The 20,231-nt window shown below is 73.3% G+C and carries 18 protein-coding genes; 9 read left to right on the forward strand and 9 right to left on the reverse strand.

Features of this window, described 5'->3' with window-relative positions; genetic code table 11:
- Positions 1 to 36 precede the first annotated feature (36 nt).
- A complete protein-coding gene (locus ABEA10_RS20340; RefSeq protein ID WP_345466002.1) occupies positions 37 to 840 on the forward strand; it encodes an IclR family transcriptional regulator domain-containing protein in 804 nt (267 codons plus the stop codon).
- A 6-nt stretch (positions 841 to 846) separates the two neighbouring features.
- On the opposite strand, the gene ABEA10_RS20345 is transcribed toward ABEA10_RS20340, so the two are convergent.
- On the reverse strand, positions 847 to 1,416 hold the full coding sequence (locus tag ABEA10_RS20345) for a TetR/AcrR family transcriptional regulator (protein WP_345466004.1): 570 nt from the start codon (positions 1,414 to 1,416) through the stop codon (positions 847 to 849).
- Between the two features lie 108 nt (positions 1,417 to 1,524).
- On the opposite strand from ABEA10_RS20345, the gene ABEA10_RS20350 reads away from it, so the two are divergent.
- The 8 genes from ABEA10_RS20350 (at position 1,525) to ABEA10_RS20385 (ending at position 8,586) form a co-directional block, all read left to right on the forward strand.
- Positions 1,525 to 2,439: an LLM class flavin-dependent oxidoreductase gene (locus ABEA10_RS20350; protein ID WP_345466006.1), complete on the forward strand. Its 915-nt coding sequence runs from the start codon at positions 1,525 to 1,527 to the stop codon at positions 2,437 to 2,439.
- Positions 2,440 to 2,600: 161 nt separating this feature from the next.
- Positions 2,601 to 3,116 (forward strand): hypothetical protein, encoded by a 516-nt coding sequence (locus ABEA10_RS20355; RefSeq protein WP_345466008.1) that lies wholly within the window; start codon positions 2,601 to 2,603, stop codon positions 3,114 to 3,116.
- A 77-nt stretch (positions 3,117 to 3,193) separates the two neighbouring features.
- Positions 3,194 to 4,369: a CaiB/BaiF CoA transferase family protein gene (locus tag ABEA10_RS20360; protein WP_345466011.1), complete on the forward strand. Its 1,176-nt coding sequence runs from the start codon at positions 3,194 to 3,196 to the stop codon at positions 4,367 to 4,369.
- Entirely contained in the window at positions 4,366 to 5,160 is a 795-nt protein-coding gene (locus ABEA10_RS20365; RefSeq protein ID WP_345466013.1) for a citryl-CoA lyase, read from the forward strand. The genes ABEA10_RS20360 and ABEA10_RS20365 overlap by 4 nt, the downstream gene beginning before the upstream one ends.
- A gap of 46 nt (positions 5,161 to 5,206) precedes the next feature.
- Entirely contained in the window at positions 5,207 to 6,337 is a 1,131-nt protein-coding gene (locus ABEA10_RS20370) for an NADAR family protein (RefSeq protein ID WP_345466016.1), read from the forward strand.
- Positions 6,338 to 6,384: 47 nt separating this feature from the next.
- Positions 6,385 to 7,008: a TetR/AcrR family transcriptional regulator gene (locus tag ABEA10_RS20375; RefSeq protein ID WP_345466018.1), complete on the forward strand. Its 624-nt coding sequence runs from the start codon at positions 6,385 to 6,387 to the stop codon at positions 7,006 to 7,008.
- 173 nt (positions 7,009 to 7,181) lie between these two features.
- Positions 7,182 to 8,378, forward strand: a complete 1,197-nt coding sequence (locus ABEA10_RS20380) for a cytochrome P450 (RefSeq protein ID WP_345466020.1) — start codon at positions 7,182 to 7,184, stop codon at positions 8,376 to 8,378.
- Positions 8,379 to 8,391: 13 nt separating this feature from the next.
- The gene (locus ABEA10_RS20385) at positions 8,392 to 8,586 is read left to right on the forward strand and encodes a ferredoxin (protein ID WP_345466022.1); all 195 of its coding nucleotides are present in this window, start codon (positions 8,392 to 8,394) and stop codon (positions 8,584 to 8,586) included.
- A gap of 17 nt (positions 8,587 to 8,603) precedes the next feature.
- On the opposite strand, the gene ABEA10_RS20390 is transcribed toward ABEA10_RS20385, so the two are convergent.
- From ABEA10_RS20390 to ABEA10_RS20425, 8 genes are all read right to left on the reverse strand, one after another.
- Positions 8,604 to 9,338: a response regulator gene (locus tag ABEA10_RS20390; RefSeq protein WP_345466025.1), complete on the reverse strand. Its 735-nt coding sequence runs from the start codon at positions 9,336 to 9,338 to the stop codon at positions 8,604 to 8,606.
- 87 nt (positions 9,339 to 9,425) lie between these two features.
- Positions 9,426 to 11,183 (reverse strand): hypothetical protein, encoded by a 1,758-nt coding sequence (locus tag ABEA10_RS20395; protein WP_345466028.1) that lies wholly within the window; start codon positions 11,181 to 11,183, stop codon positions 9,426 to 9,428.
- 51 nt (positions 11,184 to 11,234) lie between these two features.
- Complete coding sequence (locus tag ABEA10_RS20400; protein WP_345466030.1) at positions 11,235 to 12,719, reverse strand: protein kinase domain-containing protein; 1,485 nt, start codon at positions 12,717 to 12,719, stop codon at positions 11,235 to 11,237.
- Entirely contained in the window at positions 12,716 to 14,806 is a 2,091-nt protein-coding gene (locus ABEA10_RS20405) for a transglutaminase TgpA family protein (RefSeq protein ID WP_345466032.1), read from the reverse strand. The genes ABEA10_RS20400 and ABEA10_RS20405 overlap by 4 nt, the downstream gene beginning before the upstream one ends.
- On the reverse strand, positions 14,803 to 15,945 hold the full coding sequence (locus tag ABEA10_RS20410) for a DUF58 domain-containing protein (RefSeq protein WP_345466034.1): 1,143 nt from the start codon (positions 15,943 to 15,945) through the stop codon (positions 14,803 to 14,805). Before ABEA10_RS20410 ends, ABEA10_RS20405 begins: the two co-directional genes overlap by 4 nt.
- A gap of 3 nt (positions 15,946 to 15,948) precedes the next feature.
- Entirely contained in the window at positions 15,949 to 16,929 is a 981-nt protein-coding gene (locus ABEA10_RS20415; RefSeq protein ID WP_345466036.1) for an AAA family ATPase, read from the reverse strand.
- A gap of 75 nt (positions 16,930 to 17,004) precedes the next feature.
- Positions 17,005 to 19,080 carry a fibronectin type III domain-containing protein gene (locus ABEA10_RS20420; protein WP_345466039.1) on the reverse strand — a complete coding sequence of 692 codons (2,076 nt, stop codon included), beginning with the start codon at positions 19,078 to 19,080 and terminating at the stop codon, positions 17,005 to 17,007.
- Between the two features lie 171 nt (positions 19,081 to 19,251).
- On the reverse strand, positions 19,252 to 20,136 hold the full coding sequence (locus ABEA10_RS20425) for a helix-turn-helix transcriptional regulator (RefSeq protein WP_345466042.1): 885 nt from the start codon (positions 20,134 to 20,136) through the stop codon (positions 19,252 to 19,254).
- Positions 20,137 to 20,231 lie beyond the last annotated feature (95 nt).

The following is a 20,231-nucleotide window of genomic DNA, read 5'->3' on the forward strand; positions in this document are numbered from 1 at the left end:
ACTGTCCGGTGACACCGGTTGAGCAGGGGAGACATCATGGCCGGACGCGGCTCCGATCCCGACTTCGTCGAGGCGCTCGCCCGCGGGCTGGACATCCTCTCGTGCTTCGGCGAGCGGCGACCGCGCATGACGCTGACCGAGGTCGCCGCGGCGACCGGCCTGGCGCGCCCGACCGCGCGCCGGCTGTTGCTCACGCTGCGGGAGCTCGGCTACGTCCGGGCCGACGACGGTGCCTTCGCCCTGACGCCCCAGGTGCTGCGCCTGGGCATGTCGTACGTGGGCGCGCTCGGGCTGTGGGACATCGCGCGTCCGCACCTGGAGGACCTGGTCGCCCAGACCGGCGAGTCGTCCTCGATGTCGCAGCTCGACGGGTCCGACATCGTCTACGTCGCCCGCGTCTCCGTACCGAAGATCATCACTTTGCGCGTCGAGATCGGCACCCGCTTCCCGGCCGCGCGCACCTCCCAGGGCAAGGTGCTGCTCGCGGCCCTGCCCGCGCACGCGCTCCGCGAGACGCTGAGCCTGCCGAGCCGTGCGGGCCTGCCGCCGTTCCTGCCCCGCGACCCGGCCGAGCTGGAAGAGGAGCTGCTCACCGTACGCGCGCGGGGCTGGGCGCTGGCGGACGAGGAGCTGGCGCCGGGCATCCGGTCGATCGCGGCCCCGGTCCGCGACGGCGCCGGCCAGGTCCGCGCCGCGATGAACGTGACCGTACACGCGGCCGAGACGAGCGTGGACGTCCTGGTCGGCGAACACCTCCCCCGGCTCCTCCGAACGGCGGGCGACGTCTCCGCCGAGTGGGCCCTCTGGCAGTCCCGCCCCCACGCCGAGCCGGCGCGGTGAGCCGCCCTACCGACTCCCGATGACCGCGTCCACGAGCGCGTCGGCGTACTCCACGGTGAGCGGCTCCCCGGAGACCAGGAGCCGGTACCACGGGGGTGAGATGAGGAGCTCCTCGAGCAGGACCGGGTCCATCGCGGGAAGTTCGCCGGCCGCCTGGGCGGCGATGATCCGCTTCTGGTTGCCGGCCTGGAGCGGGCGCTGCACCTTCTCGCGGAGCATGGTGGCGAGCTCGGTGTCGACCTGGGCGGCGCCGAGCAGTCCGACGAGGAGCTGCCGCGAGTGCGGGTCGGTGAACAGCTCGGCGAAACCGCGGATCCAGGTGCGCAGGTCGCGGGCGATGTCCCCGGTGTCGGGGAGCTCGATCGCGGGTTCGACGACCTGGTCGAGGACCACGTCGAGGAAGACCGCGCCCTTCGAGGGCCACCAGCGGTACAGCGTCGGCTTGCCGACGCGTGCGCGGGTCGCGATCAACTCCATGGTCACGGCCGCGTAGCCCCGCTCCCGGCACAGATCGCTGGCGGCCCGCAGGATCGCCTCGCGGGAGCGCGGCCCTCGGCCGCTGTTTCTCTCGGTCACCGGGGCAGTCTATGGAAACGTAACGTTCAGTTTTGACACCACGACCCGTCGGTCGCTATTTTCCTCGAAACGAAACGTTACGTTTCGTTCTGAACGAAAGGCGGAACCTTGGCCGTACGACAAGTCGTCTTCGGGTTCGGCGCGCACAGCACCGTCGACGAGGGGCCGGAGCTGCTGCGCATGGTCCAGCAGGCCGACCGTGCGGGGCTCGACCACTTCTCGCTGTCGGACCACCCCTACATCGGCGAGCGCCTGGACGCCTACGCCACCATCGGGTTCATCCTCGGCCGCACGCGGCACATCGCGGGCTTCGCCAACGTCTCCAACCTGCCGACCCGGCCCGCCCCCATGCTGGCGCGGACGGTGACCACGCTGTCGGCGCTGTCGGGCGGCCGCGTCGTGCTCGGCATGGGCGCCGGCGGGCTGTGGGACCGGATCTCCGACATGGGAGTGCCGCGCCTGTCACCGGCCGAGGCCGTGGACGCCTTCGAGGAGGCGATCGTCCTGGTCAAGAAGCTGTCGGGCGGCGGGGCGCCGGTCACCCACCGCGGCCGTCACTACGAGGTGCACGAGATCGAGCCGGCTCCGGTGGCCGCGCCCCAGGTGTGGACCGGGTCGGTCGGCCCCAGGTCCCTCGCCGCCACCGGCCGGGTCGCCGATGGCTGGATCCCGGGCCACGCGGCAGACTGGCTCAGCGAGCGCTACCGGACCTCGCGGCCGGTCATCGACGAGGCGGCGGCTGCCGCGGGTCGCGATCCGGGCGAGGTCGCCACGGTCTTCAACCTCCCCGGGCGCATCACCGAACGGCCACTGGCCGCCCCCCGGAACGACGACGGGCGCTGGATCGGCGGTTCCGCCGCCCAGTGGATCGAGGAACTGACCGGCGCCGTCCTGGAGCACGGCGCGGCGGGCTTCACGCTCTTCTCCCCCGAAGGCGGAACGCAGGACGCCGTCTCCCTGGACCGCTGGGCCGAGGAGATCGCCCCGGCCGTACGCGAAGCGGTCGCGAAGGAGGACCGCTAGAGCCTGTCTCAAAGTCCCCGTCCGAGCGAGCGGCGTCCAGGCGTCGCGTCGCAAGGCGGAGGAGGAACTCAGCCCGGGTTGCCCTCGCGCCGGGTTGAGTCCTCGCCGCCGGTTGGGGCACGATCGGCGCCCACGTCCGGCATCGCGAGAAGGGGAGCCTGTTGCCGACTCTGCTACGCCACGCTTCGGCCGAGGTGTTCGTGGACGCGTCCACGGTCGACCTGACCGGCGAATCCCTGTACACCGAGTTCGAGGCGGACTGGACCGCGACGGGCCTGGTCGACGCCGACCCCGACGGCGACGGCGCCCGGGTCGTGTGCGGCCAGGAGATCGGCGACATCCTCGTCACCGCCGAGCTGTGGGACGGGTCACCGCCGCCGGCCGCCGACGGCTGGCAGGACGTCGCCGAGGTGTCCGTCGCCTGGCGATCCGCCTTCCTCGACTTCGGGACGACGGACGGCGACGACCCGGCGAAGCGTCTGGAGCTGCCCGGCCCCGGTGACTATCGGCTGCGCGTCCACGGGCGGAACCGCGACGACGGCGACCCGCGCGAGGACGACGATCCCCGGGAGGAGTACCTGATCCAGGTGTGGCCCGCTCCGCGTGCCGAACCCGTCACGGTGAAGTCGACCAGCCGGACCGCGGCCCTGTGGCGAGAATCCACAGGCTGTGGATAACGGGGTGGGCGTTTGACAGATGGCGTCCGCCGCGATCAGAGTACGGACAGTTGTCCGTATCGCGGTTGGAGCGCCTCATGTCACCAGGAAATTCCGGGCCGCTGTCGGGCATCGTGGTGGCCGACTTCTCCCGTGTGCTCGCGGGCCCGTACTGCACGATGCTGCTCGCCGACCTGGGCGCCGACGTGATCAAGGTGGAGGGGCCGGCCGGTGACGACACCCGGCACTGGGTGCCGCCCGTGCGCGACGGTGTGGGCACCTACTTCCTGGCGGTCAACCGCAACAAGCGGTCCATCGTGCTCGACCTCGCCGATCCGGAGGACTCCGAGGTCGCGCACGCCCTGTCCGCGCGGGCCGACGTGTTCATCCACAACTTCAAGCCCGGGGGGCTGGCGAAGTTCGGTCTCGACTACGACGCCGTGGCCGCGCGCAACGCCGACGTCATCTACTGCGAGATCAGCGGCTTCGGCTCGGCGGAGGGCGCGTCGCTGCCCGGGTACGACCTGCTCGTCCAGGCCATGTCCGGGCTGATGAGCCTGACCGGAGACCCCGGCGGCCCGCCGTACCGCTCCGGCATCTCGGTCTTCGACGTCATGACCGGCCTGCACTCGGCGGTCGGCATCCTCGCCGCGCTGCACCACCGCGACCTCACCGGTCAGGGGCAGCGCATCGAGACGAACCTGCTCTCCACCGCGCTCAGCGCCATGGTCAACCAGGTGTCGGCGTACATCGCGGGCGGCGTGGTCCCCCAGCGCATGGGCAACGCGCACCTGAGCCTCTTCCCGTACGAGCCGCTCGCCACCGGCGACGGGGAGCTGATCGTGGTCGCCGGCAATGACGGGCAGTTCCGCTGCCTCTGCGCGGCGATCGGCGCGCCCGGGCTGGCCGACGACGAGCGCTTCGCGACCGTCGGGAGCCGCAACGACAACCGCGAGGAGCTGCGGCCCCTGCTCCTCGAACGCCTCGCCACGCGGTCGGCGCAGGAGTGGTTCGCCGTGCTCACCGAGGCGGGCATCCCCTGCGGGCCGATCAACGACGTGCGCGGCGGCGTCGAGCTCGCCGGCGAGCTGGGCCTGGAGCCGGTCGTCGCGCCCGACGGCGTACCGAGCGTGCGCAACCCGGTCCGCCTGTCGGCCACGCCCGCGCGCTACGACCTCGCGCCGCCCGCCCTGGACGCCCACGGTGACGAGGTGCGCGCCTGGCTCGGCCTGCCCAAGCACGCAGAAAACCACCCGGAAGGACCCCACGCGTGAGCCGTCCCGTACCCGAGTTCCCCACCTCGCTCGGCACGTCCGACCCCACGACCATCACGCTGCTCGGACAGGATCTCGCCCGGGACCTGATGGGCAAGGTGAGCTTCGGTGAGCTCGCGTACTGGCTGCTCACCCTCGAACGGCCGACCGCGCAGCAGTCGCGGCTGTTCGAGGCCGTGCTGCTCGGCCTCGCCGACCACGGGTTCACCCCGACCGCGATCGCCGCGCGCCTGACCTACCTCAGCGCGCCGGACGCGATCCAGGGCGCGCTCGCCGCGGGGCTCCTCGGCGGCGGCTCGCGGTACCTCGGCGTCACCGAGGACACCGGCCGTTTCCTCGCCGGCGTCCTGGCCGAGGCGGGCGAGGAACCGTCCGACGAGGCGGGCTGGGACGCGCTGGCCGAACGCGCGGTCGCCGCGCGCAAGGACGCCGGCCTGCTGGTCCCCGGCCTGGGCCACCCGGTGCACAAGGAAGGCGACCCGCGCACGCCGGTCATCATCCGCATCGCCCACGAGGAGGACCTGTACGGACCGCACCTGGCACTGTTCGAGGCCGTCGGCCGCGTCCACCCCCGGATCCTCGGCCGTACGCTGCCGCTCAACGGCGCCGGGGTGAGCGGCGCGGCCCTCGCCGACCTCGGCCTGCCGCTCGAACTGCTCCGCGGCACCGTACTCCTCGCCCGCTGCGCCGGCCTGCTCGGCCACATCGCCGAGGAACTGCGCCGCCCGGTGGCGAACGACATCTACCTGGCGGTCGACCGCAACGCGACGTACGTGAGTCCGGAGGGATGAGTCACGGCCGCCCGCCGACCCCGACGACGTGATCTAGGCTGCGCGCGTGCAGAACAGGACATTCCGGGTCGTGGACGGCGAGCGGATCAAAGGAACCTGGCGGCCGATCTTCATCCACAACTGGACCTACCACCTGACCGATCTGCTGATCTACGCGGACGGGGCGATCTGGTGCTGGGAGTGGGTCGACCTCGACGGGCTGCGCGCCAAGCTGGCCCAGGGCTGGATCGCCACCGAGATCCCGCAGGGCGCACGGGCGTCGGCGCACGGGCTGGCCTCGTGGGTCTTCGACGAGCCGCATGTCTGGATCGACCCGGACGACTTCGTCACCCAGGTCGCCGACGAGATCGACCGGTTGAACGATCGTCCGGACTCCACCGACCGCTGTCTGCGGGTTCTGGATCGGTACCTGGCCGGCCGTTCGGAAGAGGACAGACGCGCGCTCGCCACCGCGTACCTGGCGATCCCGGCGATGGACCGGCGCTATGCCCTCGGCGACATGGACTCCAAGGACTGGCCGCTGCGCGTCCTGTGCACTCCGGTGGGCGACACGCTGATCGGCGAACCCGAACCATCGGACCGGTTCGGAGTCGTCACCGAGGACATGCGGCGGCGGGCCTTCGAGTACTTCGCCGAGCGGGAGCGCAGCCACGCCGAGTACGCCGATCGGCGCGAGCCGGACGATCCGCTCGGGCCCGCGGCGGGACCGGTGAACCTGAACGCGGTCTTCTACCCGAAGGGCTGGCCGGACGATCCGGGCGTACTGGTCCTGCGGAACGAGTACCCGGCCGTGATCGAGTTCGGCGGCGTCCGCTATCCGACGGTCACGCACGCCTACTGGTCGCTGTCCACGGACGATCCCGGCGCGGCCGATCGCATCCGCGCCGCAGAGCATCCTTACGACGCCCGGAAGCTCGCCGGGCAGGCCGTACGTCGTCCGGAGTGGCCCGACATGCGGGCCGGGGTCATGGCCGGGCTGCTGCGAGCCAAGTTCGCCCAGCACCGCGGGCTCGCCGACTCCCTGATCGCCACCGGTGACGCGCCCATCCACTACTCCGATCTGGGTTCGGACTACTGGACCGCAGGCGGGGATCGAGGCCGTAACTGGGTCGGACGGCTGCTGGAGCTGATCCGTGCCGAACTCGTCGCCGAACGGGCCGGGCTGGCGCTGCGCTGAGGCCCCTGAGGGGTGGCGGTGTGCGGCCGGCACGGGATGATGGGGGGATGCCGGACGAGACGGATCTCACGCCGCAGCGGGTCCGTAACCCCTGGGGACAGGGTGAGCGGCTGCGTACGGAGATCCTGGAGGCGGCCGTGCGGCTGCTCTCGGAGCTGGGCGGCGCGGAGGCGCTGACGATCCGCGGGGTCGCGCGGGCCGCAGGCATCGCCCCGGCGAGCATCTACCAGCACTTCGCCGACAAGGCCGCGCTCGTTCGCGGGGTCGTCGAGTACGACTACGAGCGCCTCTCGGCCGTCATGCGGGAGGCCGACGAGAGCGTCGACGCCGGCGACGTGGTCGGCCGGGTTCGCGCGCAGATGCACGCCTACTGCCGGTTCGCGATCGCCAATCCGGGCCACTACCGGCTGATGCTGGGCAACCGCCGCATCACGCACGAGCCGGACGGCCGGCCGCGCGGCGCCATGGTGGCGGTGGTGGACTCCGTCGTCGCCGCGTTCGAACGCTGTGAGCGGGCGGGCCAGCGGCTGCGCCTGCCGAGCGACCGCGCGGCCGTGGTGGTGTTCGTCGGCACCCACGGGCGGGTGGCGCTGTTCCACTCGCGCGGCACCGGGGAGGACGCCGACATCCTGCCGTTCGTCGACGAGCTCATCTCCCTCGTCTTCGAGTAGAACCCCCGACCGCAGTCGGCCGGCCCGGAAGAATCCGCACTACAAACCACTATTTAGCAGGCGAAACGTGATTTAAGCCTCACTCTGGCACTCTCCTCACGCAATGTCCGACGACATATGCTGGGCAGACCACCGAACAATCGTTCGGCAACTGTCCGTGTAGGAGGCCCTCGATGCCGGACACCCGTGTGCCCGCCTACCCGATGAAGCGGGCCTGCCCGTTCGACCCGCCACCCGAGCTCGGCCGCATCCGCGCCGAGGATTCCGTCACCAGAGTGCGGCTCTGGGACGGCAGCCACCCCTGGCTGATCACCGGCTACGACGACCAGCGCGCCGTCCTGCGGGACCGCCGGTTCAGCGCCGACGTGAGGAGACCCGGTTACCCCCACGTCACCGCCGCCTCACGGGCGCGGCGCCGGCGCTCACGGTCGTTCATCTCGATGGACGAGCCCGAACACGGCAAGTACCGCAGGATGCTGACCAGTACCTTCATGATCAAGCGCGTAGAGGCCCTGCGCCCGCGGATCCAGAAGATCGTGGACGAGCTCATCGACACGATGCTCGCCGGCACGCCACCGGCCGACCTGGTCTCGGCCTTCGCGCTGCCCGTGCCCTCGCTGGTGATCTGCGAGCTGCTCGGCGTCCCGTACGCCGACCACGACCTGTTCCAGCGGTGCAGCCGGACCATGGTCAGCACCCGGTCCACCGCCGAAGAGGCGGTCGCGGCCGGGGACGAGCTGAAGGAGTACCTGGTCCGCCTGCTCGACCGTAAGGCCGACGAGCCCGCGGACGACCTGCTCAGCCGGCTGGTCGTCGAGCAGGCCGAGACGATGACGCGCTCCCAGCTCGCCGACATGGCCGTGCTGCTGCTCGTCGCCGGGCACGAGACGACCGCGAACATGATCGCGCTCGGCACGCTGACCCTGCTCCAGCACCCCGACCAGCTCGCCGAGCTGCGCGAGGGCGACCCGGAGCTGATCAAGAGCGCGGTCGAGGAGCTGCTGCGCTACCTCAACATCGTGCACAGCGGCCGGCGCCGGGTGGCCACCGAGGACGTCGAGGTCGGCGGGCGGCTGATCAAGGCCGGCGAGGGCGTCATCGTGGCGACCGACGCGGGCAACCGCGACGAGAGCGCCTTCCCCGACCCGGACGTGCTCGACCTCCACCGCGACGCACGGCACCACGTGGCCTTCGGGTACGGCATCCACCAGTGCCTCGGCCAGCCGCTCGCGCGGGTCGAGCTCCAGGTGGTCTACGGCACGCTCTACCGCCGCGTCCCGACGCTGCGGCTCGCGGTGCCGCTGGAAGAGGTCAGGTTCAAGCACGACATGCTCGTGTACGGCGTGCACGAGCTGCCCGTCTCCTGGTGAGGAGGAATTCGGCATGAAGGTCAGCGTCGATCAGGACAAGTGCATCGGATCGGGCCAGTGCGTGATGCTCGCCCCGGACGTGTTCGACCAGCGCGATGAGGACGGCATCGTCGTCCTCCGCGACGCGAACCCGCCGTCGGACCTGGACGACGACGTCCGCGAGGCCGCCCACGTCTGCCCCGGCCTCGCGATCGAGGTCGAGGACTGACACCGCGGCGGGCGGGTTCAGGCAGGGGTTTCGTCGTTGTCGGAGGTCGGGTGCTTGACCTTCATCGCCCAGGCGATGAAGCGGGTGATCTGCGGCAGGGAGGGCTCCTCCTGCGGCCGGTCGGGGCGGCGGCCGTCGCTGGTGACCGGGGTCAGCCGGGCCACGCGGTTGAAGTCGCCGCGCAGCCGCAGCCAGCGGCGGCTGCGCGGCTCCGCGTGCTCGGCCAGGCGCTCCTCCAGGGAGTTCTCCAGCGCGTAGCCGACCGCACGGTTGACGCGCGTGTGCTCGCTGACCCCGTGCCGGAACTGGCCCTCGGGGTCGCGCGGCTCGGGGACCCGGCGGCGCGCCGCCTCCGGGCGCAGCACCGCGTCGTACAGCGCCTGCGCGTCGGCCATGTCGGCGCGGTGGTAGAAGAAGTCGGCGCGCGCCTCGCGCATGCGGCGGCGTACGGCGTCGTCGAAGAAGTGGCCGGTCACCACGATCACGGTGAGCCGCCCGGCGTGCCGGCGGATGTGCTCGACGACGGCCACGCCCGGGAACTGGTCGTTGGGGCGGCGGTGGTCGGCGGCGTCCACGATCGCCACGTCGGCCTCGCTCCACACGTCGTCGGCGGCCAGCGCCTCGTCGTGGTCGAGCGCCGCGACCAGCGTGATGCGGTCGGAGGCGGACAGCAGGGCGGCCATCCCGTGTCGGTTGACGGCGTCGTCGTCGACGACCACCACGCGGACGCACGCATCGACAGGCCGCGGCATGCCGCCCTCCCCGCACCTGGAACCTACGCCAACATGATTACGGATTCCGTGCGGATAAACCATTCCATTCTAGAAAGGAATGGTTATTCAGTCGGCCGCGGCCGTGGCCAGCATGGCGCCCGCCTCCTCCAATCGACGTTCGATCTCCTCGCCCATATGACGCGGAACCGCGTTTCCGAGAGCGCGGTAGCGGCCCTGTAGCTGATCGACCGCCTCGCCGGTCAGCTCCACCACCAGCAGGCGCCCCCGGCGGAACCCCTCGCGGACCGCCTCGTCGCTGATCCGGACGCGCTGGGCGTGCATGTCCGCGACGTCCTGGTCGAGGATGTCGCGGACGCCCATGATGGTCAGCACCGGCGGAGCGAACCAGCACAGCCCGATCAGCGCGTCCACGGCCCGGAACGGCGGCATCGCCAGCGCACCGGCGCCGAGGGCCGCCGCGAGCCCCGCCGCGACCAACGGCAGCCGGCTCCGGCGCAGGTCACGGGCGTGCACATACACCAGCGGCACCACCCAGTGCAGGAAGAACTCGAAGGGCAGGCGTCCGCTGCCCACGCGCATCGCGACCGAGGTCACCACGCTCTGCAGCGCGCCCAGCAGCAGCGCCACCGGGATCACCCGCCGCGCCAGGTCGCGCGGGTCGCGGCCGGCGTTGCGGTGCGCCCACCACGCCGCGACCATGTTCACCGCCGCGAGCAGCGCGGTGAGCCAGAGCGGCACCGCCTCCCACGCCGGCACCGACTGGCAGAGCACGACCATCGCGCCGCCGATGAACGCGATCGGCGCCGCGGTGATGGGCCAGGAGTCCGGCCGCGGGTCGGCCGGGACGATGACCGTACGGCCGTCCACGAGGACCTCCTGCCGCTGGCCGGGCGGCCCGAGATGCGGCGCGTCGACCGTCACCGTGCCGCGCAGCCCCATCGCGTCGAGGTCCGACTCCAGGTGGCGCGTCTGGGCCGGGGACAGCAGGAGGGTGCCCGCGCCGGGGCTGATCCGCAGCTCGACGTCCGTGGACAGGTCGGGGCTGCGCGAGTTGTACGCGCTCTGCCAGCGCAGCAGCGCGACGCCGAGGTAGGTCGACTGGCGCCCGCACGCCTCGGCCAGGGCCGCCTTCCACCCCGAGAACGGCGCCGGGACCGGCGCGGGCTCGTACTGCGCGATGAGCGGTGCCGTCCGTACGAGGAGGTCGACCACGGAGTCCGCGCCCATCGCGACGCTGTTCTGCCCGGCGAGTTCGGCTTGGCTGACCGCGGCCTCGATGTGGTGCCGCATGAGCCGCGCCTCTTCGCGCCAGCGCGCCAGCAGGTAGACCCGGATGAGCCGTCCGCCGAGGGCCGCGAAGCCCGGCCACAGGAGCGTCAGCAGCGTGAAGTGCCCCACCGCGGCCTGCGTGGCGGTGGCCGCGCAGCCGACGAGGACCGGGGGGACCAAACCGCGGGTGCCGTACCAGAGCCCCGCCTCGGTGATCACCGGGCTGGCCGCGATCACGACCACGTCGCCGGACCCGGGCAGCGCGAGCGACCACAGCGCCACGTCGAGCGTGTCCAGCGCCACCCGCGGCACGATCCGCCGGCCGGGGCCGCTGAGAATCGGCGCGAGCAGGCAGTCGAGCACGCCACAGCCCAGGGCCGCGAGCGCGAGGAGCCGGCCGTGGGCGACGCCGCTCTGGAGCGCGACCAGCGCCTCGAACAGGCGGGTGACCAGCTTGAAGCTCAGCAGCATCCGGAGCGGGAAGGCCTTGGCCACGCGGGGCATCAGCCGGCTCAGCGACAGGTCCTCGCGGGGCATCCTCAGCGTCAGGTCGTCCTGCGCCGTGTCCGCGCCGGGTGCTCCGCCCGTGGTCACCGAACGCCTCCTGCCGTCATCCGCCTCAACTATGGCCCAGCCCGCGCCGGGTCAGCGGGGCATCGCGCAGACCGGTCCGGACTGCGCGAGCGCCGTCCCGCCGTCGGCCCGCCGCAGGAGCACACCGACCAGGAAGCAGTACTGCTGACCGGGCTTGAGCGGCACCGCGACGTACGTCTCCGGCAGCCGGCCGTTCGTCCGCGACAGCGCGGCGACCGGCTGATCGTCCGCGGGCTGGCGGCGGATGATGATGCCCGCGCCGTCGCGCCGGGCGTCCGGGGGCAGGGACCACGTGAGCACGGCCTGCTGCGGCGCGGGCACGGCCTTGAGCTTGGCGGGCTGGTAGCGGGTCAGTTCGAGCTTGCCGAGGACGGGCGCCTGCCGGGTGGCGGTGGGCGCCGGGTGCGACGGGGCGGGCGTCGGGGCGGCGGGCGTCGGGGCGGGCCGCTGCGCCGCCGCCTCCTGCGACCGGCCCTTTCCCAGCAGCCCGATGACGCCCGTGACGGCGACGATCGCCAGCGCGGCGGCGGCCACGACCAGCACGCGCCGCGCGCCCGGCCCGCCCGGTTCCGCCGTCTCGAGCTCCAGGCCGGGCAGCGTCTCGACGAGCGGCCCCGGCGTCTCGGTCACGGCGTCACCGGGAGCGGTCGTCAGGGTCTTCTCGGCGGCGGGGTCCGGCGGTGGGAACGCGGGCGCCGCCTCGGCCGGACGCGCGATCTCGTTCGTCTCGGCGGTCTGGACGCCGCGCAGCGCCGCGGCGAAATCCGCGGCGGAGGCGTACCGGGCGGCCGGGTCCGCCGCCATCCCGCGCCGGACCACGGCGAGCAGGCCGTCCGGGACGTCCGGGCGGGTGATGGCCGCGGACAGGGGTTCGAGCTTGCGCTGGATGAGCGTCGCGTGCCCGGCCCAGGCCGCCGCGAGGTGCATGGGCTCCCCGGCGATCGCCGTGGCCAGCACGGACGTGAGGGCGTACACGTCCGCGGCGACGCCGGGCTCGGCGCCCTCCAGCACCTCGGGCGCGAGGTGGACGCACCCGGTCGGCACCCAGGTCAGTGGCGGCGCGGTCGGGGAGAACAGCCCGAAGCCGGTGAGCTCGGGCGCGGCGTCGTCGGCGTGCCAGACGTACTCCGGCCGGATGTCACCGTGCACGATTCCGGCGTCGTGGGCCGCGCTCAGCGCCTCGGCGAGCCGTACCGTGAACGCGGCGGCGGCGGGCGGCGGCAGCGGGCCGCCCGCCTCGATCCGGTCCCGCAGCGACCGGCCCGGCGCCGCGGTCGCGACGTACGGGTGGCCGGCCTTCGTGCGCCCCGCGTCGTACACCGTCGCGAGGCCGGGCCGCTGCGGGAGGTTCGCCAGTGTCGCGCGGAACCGGTCGAAGTCGCCGGCGTGGGGCGCGACGAACACCAGCACCGGCCGCCCGACGCCCTCCTGCACGGCGTGGAAGGCGACCACCGGGTCGGCCGCCGGCACACGCGTCAGCCCGGTGTAGCCGTCGGGGACGGAGAGTTCGGCCGTTCTCGACCGCTTGAGCTTCATCGTGTCTCCTTCACAGCGCGGCGTACGGCCGCCCACGGGGGGCGCACGAGTTCGCGGAACCGCTGGGCTCGGGTGATCCGCCCGTCCACCAGCGCCCGCATCCGCGCGACGATCAGCCACGCGGCGGCCGCGTCGGCCTCGCCGGCCGGGCGGCCGGAGAACACCGAGACCGACAGGTGGCGGGCGAGGCTCTCCATCTGCGCGCCGGCGACATCGCCGAGGCGGCCTCGCGTGTGTTCGGTGACCTCCTCGGCGGTCGAGGTGATCAGGTCGCCGGTGCCGGGCAGCCGGGCGAGCGCGTCGACCGTCTCCTGCCAGGCCCCGACCACCTGCTCGTACGGGGTGCCGGACCGGCGCCGCATCCGGGTCAGCGCGCGGGTCACCGGCCCCGGCAACAGGTAGCCGGCGAGCAGGAGGAGCGGCAGGAGCGCGACGGGCCACCAGCGGTACACCGACGCGCCGGGCGACGTGGGAGCGGTACGCGCGGCGGTGGTCTGCTTCGGCTGCGCCGAGGTTCCTCGGGCGGCGACGGTCCGGTCCAGCGCGGCGCGCTCGGGCGGCTCGCCCACGGACCGGCCGATCGTCCCGCCCCCGTCGCCGGCCCGTGGCACGGGGTAGAACGGCACCCAGCCGAGCCCGCGCAGGGCCACCTCGGGCCAGACCACGACGTCGGCCGTTGTCACCTCGTACCGCCCGCCGCCGACCGCGTGGCCCGGCGTGAAGCCGACGGCGATCCGCGCCGGGAAGCCGAGATGCCGGGCCATCAGCGCGAACACCGTGGCGAACTGGTCGGCGGTCCCCCGGTGGCTCTTGTCGTAGAAGAAGTGCAGGTGCCCGACGGTACGGCCGGGCGCGGCGCGCACGTCGTACCGGTCCTGGGTGCGCAGCCGGTCCTGGAGGGTGAGCAGCCGCTGGTACGGGCCCGCGGCGCTCTGCGTCAGCCGCTCCGCGTCGGCCAGGATCGAGGGCGGCACGTTCGCCGGCACGTCGAGGGTGTCGCGGTACGCCGGGCCGTACGCCGGGGTCGCGCCGGCCGCCTGTCGCGCGGTCAGGCTCGGCACCCTCGCGGTCACGCTGTAGCGCAGCCCGGTGGCGGCATGCCCGCCCGCCGTGGTCAGCACGCCCGCCGTCCGGTCGACGCGCACGAGCGTCCCGGTCACCTCCGTGGCCCGGTCGGGGGCGGGCAGCCAGGCGAACGGCAGGTCGTCGACGGCCACGCTCTCCCGTACGGACCGGCCGGGCCGTCCGCCGGCGGGCAGGCGCGAACCGACCGGGACGTACGACGCGCCGGAGGACCAGTCGAGGCCGTCGTAGTGGTCGAAGACGGCGAGCCGCTGGTTCACCGGGGCGGCGGTGGTCAGCGTCAGCAGGCGGCGGGGCGGCTCGGCGGCCCACAGCGAGGCGTACGCGAGGGGGCTGAGCTGGTGTTCGAGCTGTTCGGGCGGGTGGACGAGCGCGCGCGGGTCGAAGACCGGGCGCTTGCCCTCGTACGGGAGCCGGGCGGCGGCGGTGAGGGCGCCGAGCACGACGGCCGCGCACGTGACGGCCGCGACGAGCGTCCGCCGGAGACCGGCGCCGCTCCCGACTGCCAGCAGGAGGGCGGCGAGCCCGGCGAACAGCGCGGCGATCGGCAGCCCACGGCCCGGCTGGGAGACGCCGAACCCGATGCCGGTCAGCAGCACGAGGCCGGGCGGCAGGAGCGCGAGCAGCGGGGTGACGCGCGGGTCGGCCGCGCGCCCCGCCCAGTACGCCGCCCACCAGACCAGGGTGAACACCCAGAACAGCACGGCCGGCGTCGCGGGCAACGGCAGCGCCTGGGTGAGCGCCATCCGGAACCCGTCCACCAGGCCGCCGCGGACGACGTCGGACACGCCGGCGGTCCCCGCGCCGAACGCGAGCGCCGGTGGCAGCCCGGCCACGAGCCAGCCCGCGAGCGCGACCAGCAGGGATCCGCGCCGCGCGGCAACGACGACGACCGTGGCCAGGGCCGCGGCGAACGGCACCACGAGCAGCACCCGCGTCGCGCACAGCGGCACGAACGCCAGTCCCGCGACCCCGGCGAGCGCCGCCGTGAGCACCCGCCTCACGGCCGTGCTCCTACCAGGTCGTTCCAGCGGGCGCACGCCTGGGCCGCACCGGCCGCGGCGATGACCGGCACCGCGCCGTCCGTCGCCACGGGCGCGGCCACGCCCTTGAGGGGGAGCACGATCAGCGCCGTACGGTCGAACCGCGGGGCGACCTGCCGCAGCGCCGCGAGGTCGGCGTCGCCGGCCCGCCCGGTCACCGCGATGAGCGCGGCCCCCGTACGCCGGTGCGGCAGGGCGTGCGCGAGGCCGCTCACCCCCGGCCCGGCGCCGAGGGACAGCCCGGCCAGGAAGTCCAGCGCCTCCGCCGCGTCCCCCTTCGCCTCGACCGTGGACCCGCCCGCCACGCATCGGGCCGGGAAGCCCAGGCGCACGGCCGCGACCAGCGCGGACGCGGCCACCTCGACGGCCTCCTCGAAGCAGACGTCGCCGTCGTAGCCCACGTAGGCGGTGTCGAGGAGGACGGTGGTGGCGGGCAGGCTCGTGTCGAGGTTCTCGCGCACCATGAGCGTGCCGGTGCGGGCGGTGGACCGCCAGTGGATCTGCCGCAGGTCGTCGCCCGCGACGTACTCGCGGAGCCGGTGGAAGGCCGCACCGCTGGCCACGACCGTGTCGGCCGGGCCCTCCGGGTTGCGCGCCCGGCCCGACGGGACGATGGTCATCGGATGCGCCGCGGGGTGGACGTACAGGCCGCGGACGTCGCCGGCCTCGCCTCCCGCCGACGCCAGGCCAAGGCCGTCGCGCCGCTCCCAGCGCAGCGGCCCGGCCTCGTACACCCCCCGTCGCGTGGTGTCGAGCCGGTACGTCAGCGTGGTCTCCCGGCCCGGGCGCAGGAACGGCACCTCGACGGGCACCCGGCGCGACCCGAGCCGGTCGTGCACGACCGTGCGCGGCATCGGCAGCCGGCCGGTGTTGCGCACGCTCAGCACGCAGACCGCGGGCTCGCCGCGCGCCACCCGCGTCGGCTGCAGGTCGCGGGACAGCTCCAGCGTCGGCCGCCACGCCACCGCGGCGACCGCGAGGACGACCGCCAGCAGCGCCGCGCAGCCGAGCACGTCGAGCTCGGTGTAGCCCAGGCCGTAGCCCCCGGCGAGGCAGCACAGGCCGGCGACGAGGAGGGCGATGCCGGTACGGGTGGGCACGGCCTACCTCCCGTCCGGCACCCGCGTGGAGGCGAGCACCCCGCGGACCACGTCCTCGGCGGACCTGCCGCCGACCTGGGCCTCGGCCGTCAGCAGCACGCGGTGCGCCAGGACCCGCACGGCCAGCGCCTTGACGTCGTGCGGCGTGACGAAGTCGCGCCCGCTCGCCGCGGCGTGGGCGCGGGCGACGCGCAGCAGCGCGATCCCGGCCCGCGGGCTGGCGCCGAGCCGTACGCCGGGCACCGTCCGCGTCGCGGCGGTCAGCCGTACGACGTAGTCGTAGACCGGGTCGCCGACGTGCACCCGCTGGGCGGCGGCGATCATCTCACCGACCGCGGTTTCGTCGGCGACCGTGGACACCGGCCGGGCTCGGTGGCCGTTCGCCTGGGTCTTCAGTACCTCCATCTCGGCGGTGTGGTCGGGGTAGCCGACGGTGAGCCGCATGGTGAACCGGTCGATCTGCGCCTCCGGCAGCGCGTACGTGCCGTCCATCTCGACCGGGTTCTGGGTCGCGACGACCATGAAGGGCCGGCGGACCGGGTACGCCGTGCCGTCCACCGTCACCTGCCGCTCCTCCATGACCTCCAGGAGCGCCGACTGCGTCTTCGGCGACGCCCGGTTGATCTCGTCGGCGAGGACGATCGAGGAGAAGACCGGGCCCGGCCGGAACTGGAACTCCTGGGTGCGCTGGTTGAAGATCGACACTCCGGTGACGTCGGAGGGCAGCAGGTCCGGGGTGAACTGGATCCGCCCCCAGCTCACGCCCAGGGCCCCCGCGAGGGCGCGCGCGATCGACGTCTTGCCGACGCCGGGCACGTCCTCGACCAGCAGGTGCCCCTCGGCGAGCAGGCAGATGAGCGCGGCGTCGACGACCTCGCGCTTGCCCTTGATGTCGCGGGCGACGCTGTCGCCGATGGCGGTGAACCGGTGCGCGTACTCGGCGACCGGCAGCGGTGGCGGCGGCGCCTGGGTCGTCAGAGTCATCGGGTGCCTCTCTCCTGTCGGACGTCGTGGTTCAGTGGGTCACGGGCTGCGTCATGGGCCGCGTCATGGGCCGCGTCATGGGCATGGCCAGACGCTCTCGTAGGCGTCCGCCCCGCCGAGCCACAGCGTGCTGACATAGCCGCGCTTGCCGTCGTGCTCGATGAGGATCCACTGCGTCGACCGGACGCCGTCGTCGTTGCCGATCGACTGCCCGTCCTTGTGGCAGTAGCCGACGACGGTGGAGCCCTGCGGGGCCTCGCCGGTCGAAGCGCTCGTGTGGGTGGGGTCCTCGCGCATGGTCGCCCGGCAGTTCGGCAGGTCGGTGCACGGGTTGACCGGATCCGTCGTGGTCTTGGACACGTCGACGGTGAAGGACTTGCCGTCGCCGCCGGACCGCGCCTTGGCGGTGGCCTCCGACGAGTCGCCGCCGTCGGTGTGCGCGGTCACCGAGAAGGTGTAGGTGCGCAGGAAGACGAGCCGGGTCGCGTCGACGGTCAGGACGGTGCTGGTGGTCTGCACCGAGCCGGAGGAGTCATCGCCGTCAGAGTAGGAGACCGTGTAGGAGACGTTCTTAGGCGCGCCCGACGGCGGGCTCCAGGAGACCCGGACCGAGCCCCCGGGCTGCGGCGCCGCGCCGACGCCGGTCGGCGCGCCCGGCGGCTCGGGCGCCGGGACGGTGTCCGTGGGGGTCGGGGTCGGGGTCGGGGTCGTGTTCGTGGGGGGCGTCGGCGTCGTGTCGTCAGGCGGCGTCGGGGTGGGGTCCGTGCCGTCCGTGGGCGTGCCGCTCGGGGTGGTCGGGATGCCCGACGGGTCGGGTGGCCCGCTCGTGTCGGACGGCCGGGACGGCGTGCCGGGGCCGGGCGTACGGACGGTGACGGGTCCGGAGGGGCCGCTGCCCGGGACGGTGGGCCGTGTCGCCGGAGCGCTCGGCGTCGATCCGGGCAGCACCGGGCCGGCCGGGCTCGGCGACTTCTTGGCCCCCGGCCGTACGGGCGTGAACTTCTGCACCGGGCGCGGCGTGCCGTCGGCGCCGACCACGACCGCGTGCGAGCTCTCGGTGTCGTTGAAGTACACGGCGTCGTTCTCGGGCAGCGTGTCGATGGGCCCTGCCTTGCCGCTGACCGGGAAGGACGGCTCCCACGTGTGGTGGGTGGTCGAGTAGACCAGGACCGAGCCGGTGGACTGGTCCGGGATGTAGACGCGGTCGCCGTTCATCGCGGGCGCGCCGAGGTCGTGCCCGCCGCCGTTGTCGAGCCGTACGGACTGGACCTTGTGGGCGTCGGTGTCGACGACGAAGAGACGGCCGCCGGTCTTGTCGACCAGCGGCAGCCGGCCCTTGTCCTGGGTGGCGGGGGCGAGCAGCGCCGCGCCGGAGGCGGCCCCGGGGAGCGCCGCCGACCAGGCGACACCCGTGGCGGTCAGCACGCTGACCCGGCCCTTGGTGCCGTCCACGACGACCGGCCGCCCGCCGACGACGGACACGGCCATGTTGGAGCCGCGCCCCTGGACGTCGACGGGGGTGCCGAGCCCGCCCGAGGTGACCGGCACGACCATGCCGTCGTCGGAGCGCGGCACCCAGAGCGTGCCCTGGGCGTCGACGCCCGCGGTGCCGAGGTGCCCGGGGACGCGGATCACCGCCCCGACGTTCTCCAGCGTGGCGAGGTCGATGCGCTGCACGGTGCCGGCCCCGTAGTCCACCAGGTAGGCGGCCTTGGCCCCGGCGACCAGCCGCACGCCGGGCACGGTCGCCCGCGCCGGCCCTGCGGTCAGCCGCCCAGAGTCGATCTTGGTGAGCACGCCGGTGCTCGGGTCGTACACGAGGATCGTGTCGCCGTCCTGGCTGATCTGCAGCCGGTGTCCGGCCGTACCGGGAAGGACGATCTCCGCCGACGGCCGCCCGCTCGTGCCGTCGACGAGCGTCACCGACCCCCGGGGCGTGGTCCCCAGCCAGGCGGTGCCGGCGTGCGTCGAGAAACCGGCCGAGGCGATCCCCTTGCCGGCCGCGAACGCGACCCCGGCGAGGAGCAGCGTCGCCGCGAGCCCACCCGCGATCGTCCGGCCCGGCGTCCGCCGCGCCATGACGGCACGGACGGCACGCCACACGAGATCCTGCAGGCTGCCGAGCACGCGTTCCTCCTCGTGAACGGTCACCGGGACGCCGGTGCGCCCCGCGCCTCATTCTGCGGAGAAGGGGTGCGCGTTATGGTGACCCGCTTTGCGCACAGCGGTGATCAGCAGCGACAGCACCTTCTGCCCCTGCTCGGCAGCCAGATGGATCTTGGTGGTCAGGCGGAACAAAGAGCCCTGGCGGGGTGACGATCGTCAGCGCTGAAGTGCGGTCGAGCCGGTCCAGCTGGCCAGAAGATCGAGTGCCTGGCGTCCGGGTGAGTCGGGCTCGGGCGAGTAGATGGTGATACAGAGCCCGGGGTCAGCGGGCAGATCGAGGGCTTCGTAGGGCAGGGCTAGGTCCCCGACGAGCGGGTGGTGGAGTTGCTTCACGCCGGAGCGGGGGAACTTCACGTCGTGCCTGGCCCAACGCCGGGCGAACTCGTCGCTCTTTGTGGAGAGCTCGCCGATCAGGTCCGTCAGGCCCTTGTCTCGCGGCGAACGGCCGGTCTCGGTGCGCAGGAAGGCGACCGAGTCGTTGGCGGCTTTCTCCCACTCGGACCAGAAATCGGCGGAACCAGGATCGAGGAACAGGAACCGCGCGGTGTTGACCGGACCACGCTGCGCGAACAACGAGGAATCGTAGACCGGGGCATACAGAGCCCGGCCGAGAGAGTTGGCGGCGAGGATGTCGAACCGTCCGTTGCGGATGTAGGCCGGCAGGTCGGTCATCGCGTCGAGCATCCGCAGAATCACCGGTCGGATCCGCCCGGGCGCAGCGGGTGGTCGGCGCTCGGACGCCGTGGCCGCGCGGGCCAGGTCGTAGAGGTAGGCCCGCTCGGCATCGTCGAGCTGAAGTGCGTGGGACAAGGAGTCCAGCACCGAGTCCGAGGCGCCGCTCAAGTTCCCGCGCTCGAGGCGGATGTAGTAGTCAATGCTCACCCCGGCCAGCAGTGCCACCTCCTCCCGGCGCAACCCGGTCACACGTCGATTGACACCGAAGACGGGCAGCCCTGCCTGCTGCGGCGTAATGCGGGCGCGACGAGTACTGAGGAACTCCCGCACCTCGTCGGCCTGCTCATGCCTCTCGCTGTCGGTCACATCATCACCGTAGGTCGTGCGGCGGTGTGCTGGGAGGTACTGCCGTTACCCGGAAGAGCAGGAACTCCCACCCGCGCACGAATACGGGTTTCGTG

The organism is Actinoallomurus oryzae (assembly GCF_039541955.1).
GTDB lineage: Bacteria > Actinomycetota > Actinomycetes > Streptosporangiales > Streptosporangiaceae > Actinoallomurus > Actinoallomurus oryzae.

Coding starts and splice junctions, on each gene's coding strand:
- ABEA10_RS20340 (WP_345466002.1), top strand. CDS start 37: ATGGCCGGACGCGGCTCCGATCCCGACTTCGTCGAGGCGCTCGCCCGC.
- ABEA10_RS20360 (WP_345466011.1), top strand. CDS start 3,194: ATGTCACCAGGAAATTCCGGGCCGCTGTCGGGCATCGTGGTGGCCGAC.
- ABEA10_RS20375 (WP_345466018.1), top strand. CDS start 6,385: ATGCCGGACGAGACGGATCTCACGCCGCAGCGGGTCCGTAACCCCTGG.
- ABEA10_RS20380 (WP_345466020.1), top strand. CDS start 7,182: ATGCCGGACACCCGTGTGCCCGCCTACCCGATGAAGCGGGCCTGCCCG.
- ABEA10_RS20385 (WP_345466022.1), top strand. CDS start 8,392: ATGAAGGTCAGCGTCGATCAGGACAAGTGCATCGGATCGGGCCAGTGC.
- ABEA10_RS20390 (WP_345466025.1), bottom strand. CDS start 9,338: ATGCCGCGGCCTGTCGATGCGTGCGTCCGCGTGGTGGTCGTCGACGAC.
- ABEA10_RS20400 (WP_345466030.1), bottom strand. CDS start 12,719: ATGAAGCTCAAGCGGTCGAGAACGGCCGAACTCTCCGTCCCCGACGGC.
- ABEA10_RS20415 (WP_345466036.1), bottom strand. CDS start 16,929: ATGACTCTGACGACCCAGGCGCCGCCGCCACCGCTGCCGGTCGCCGAG.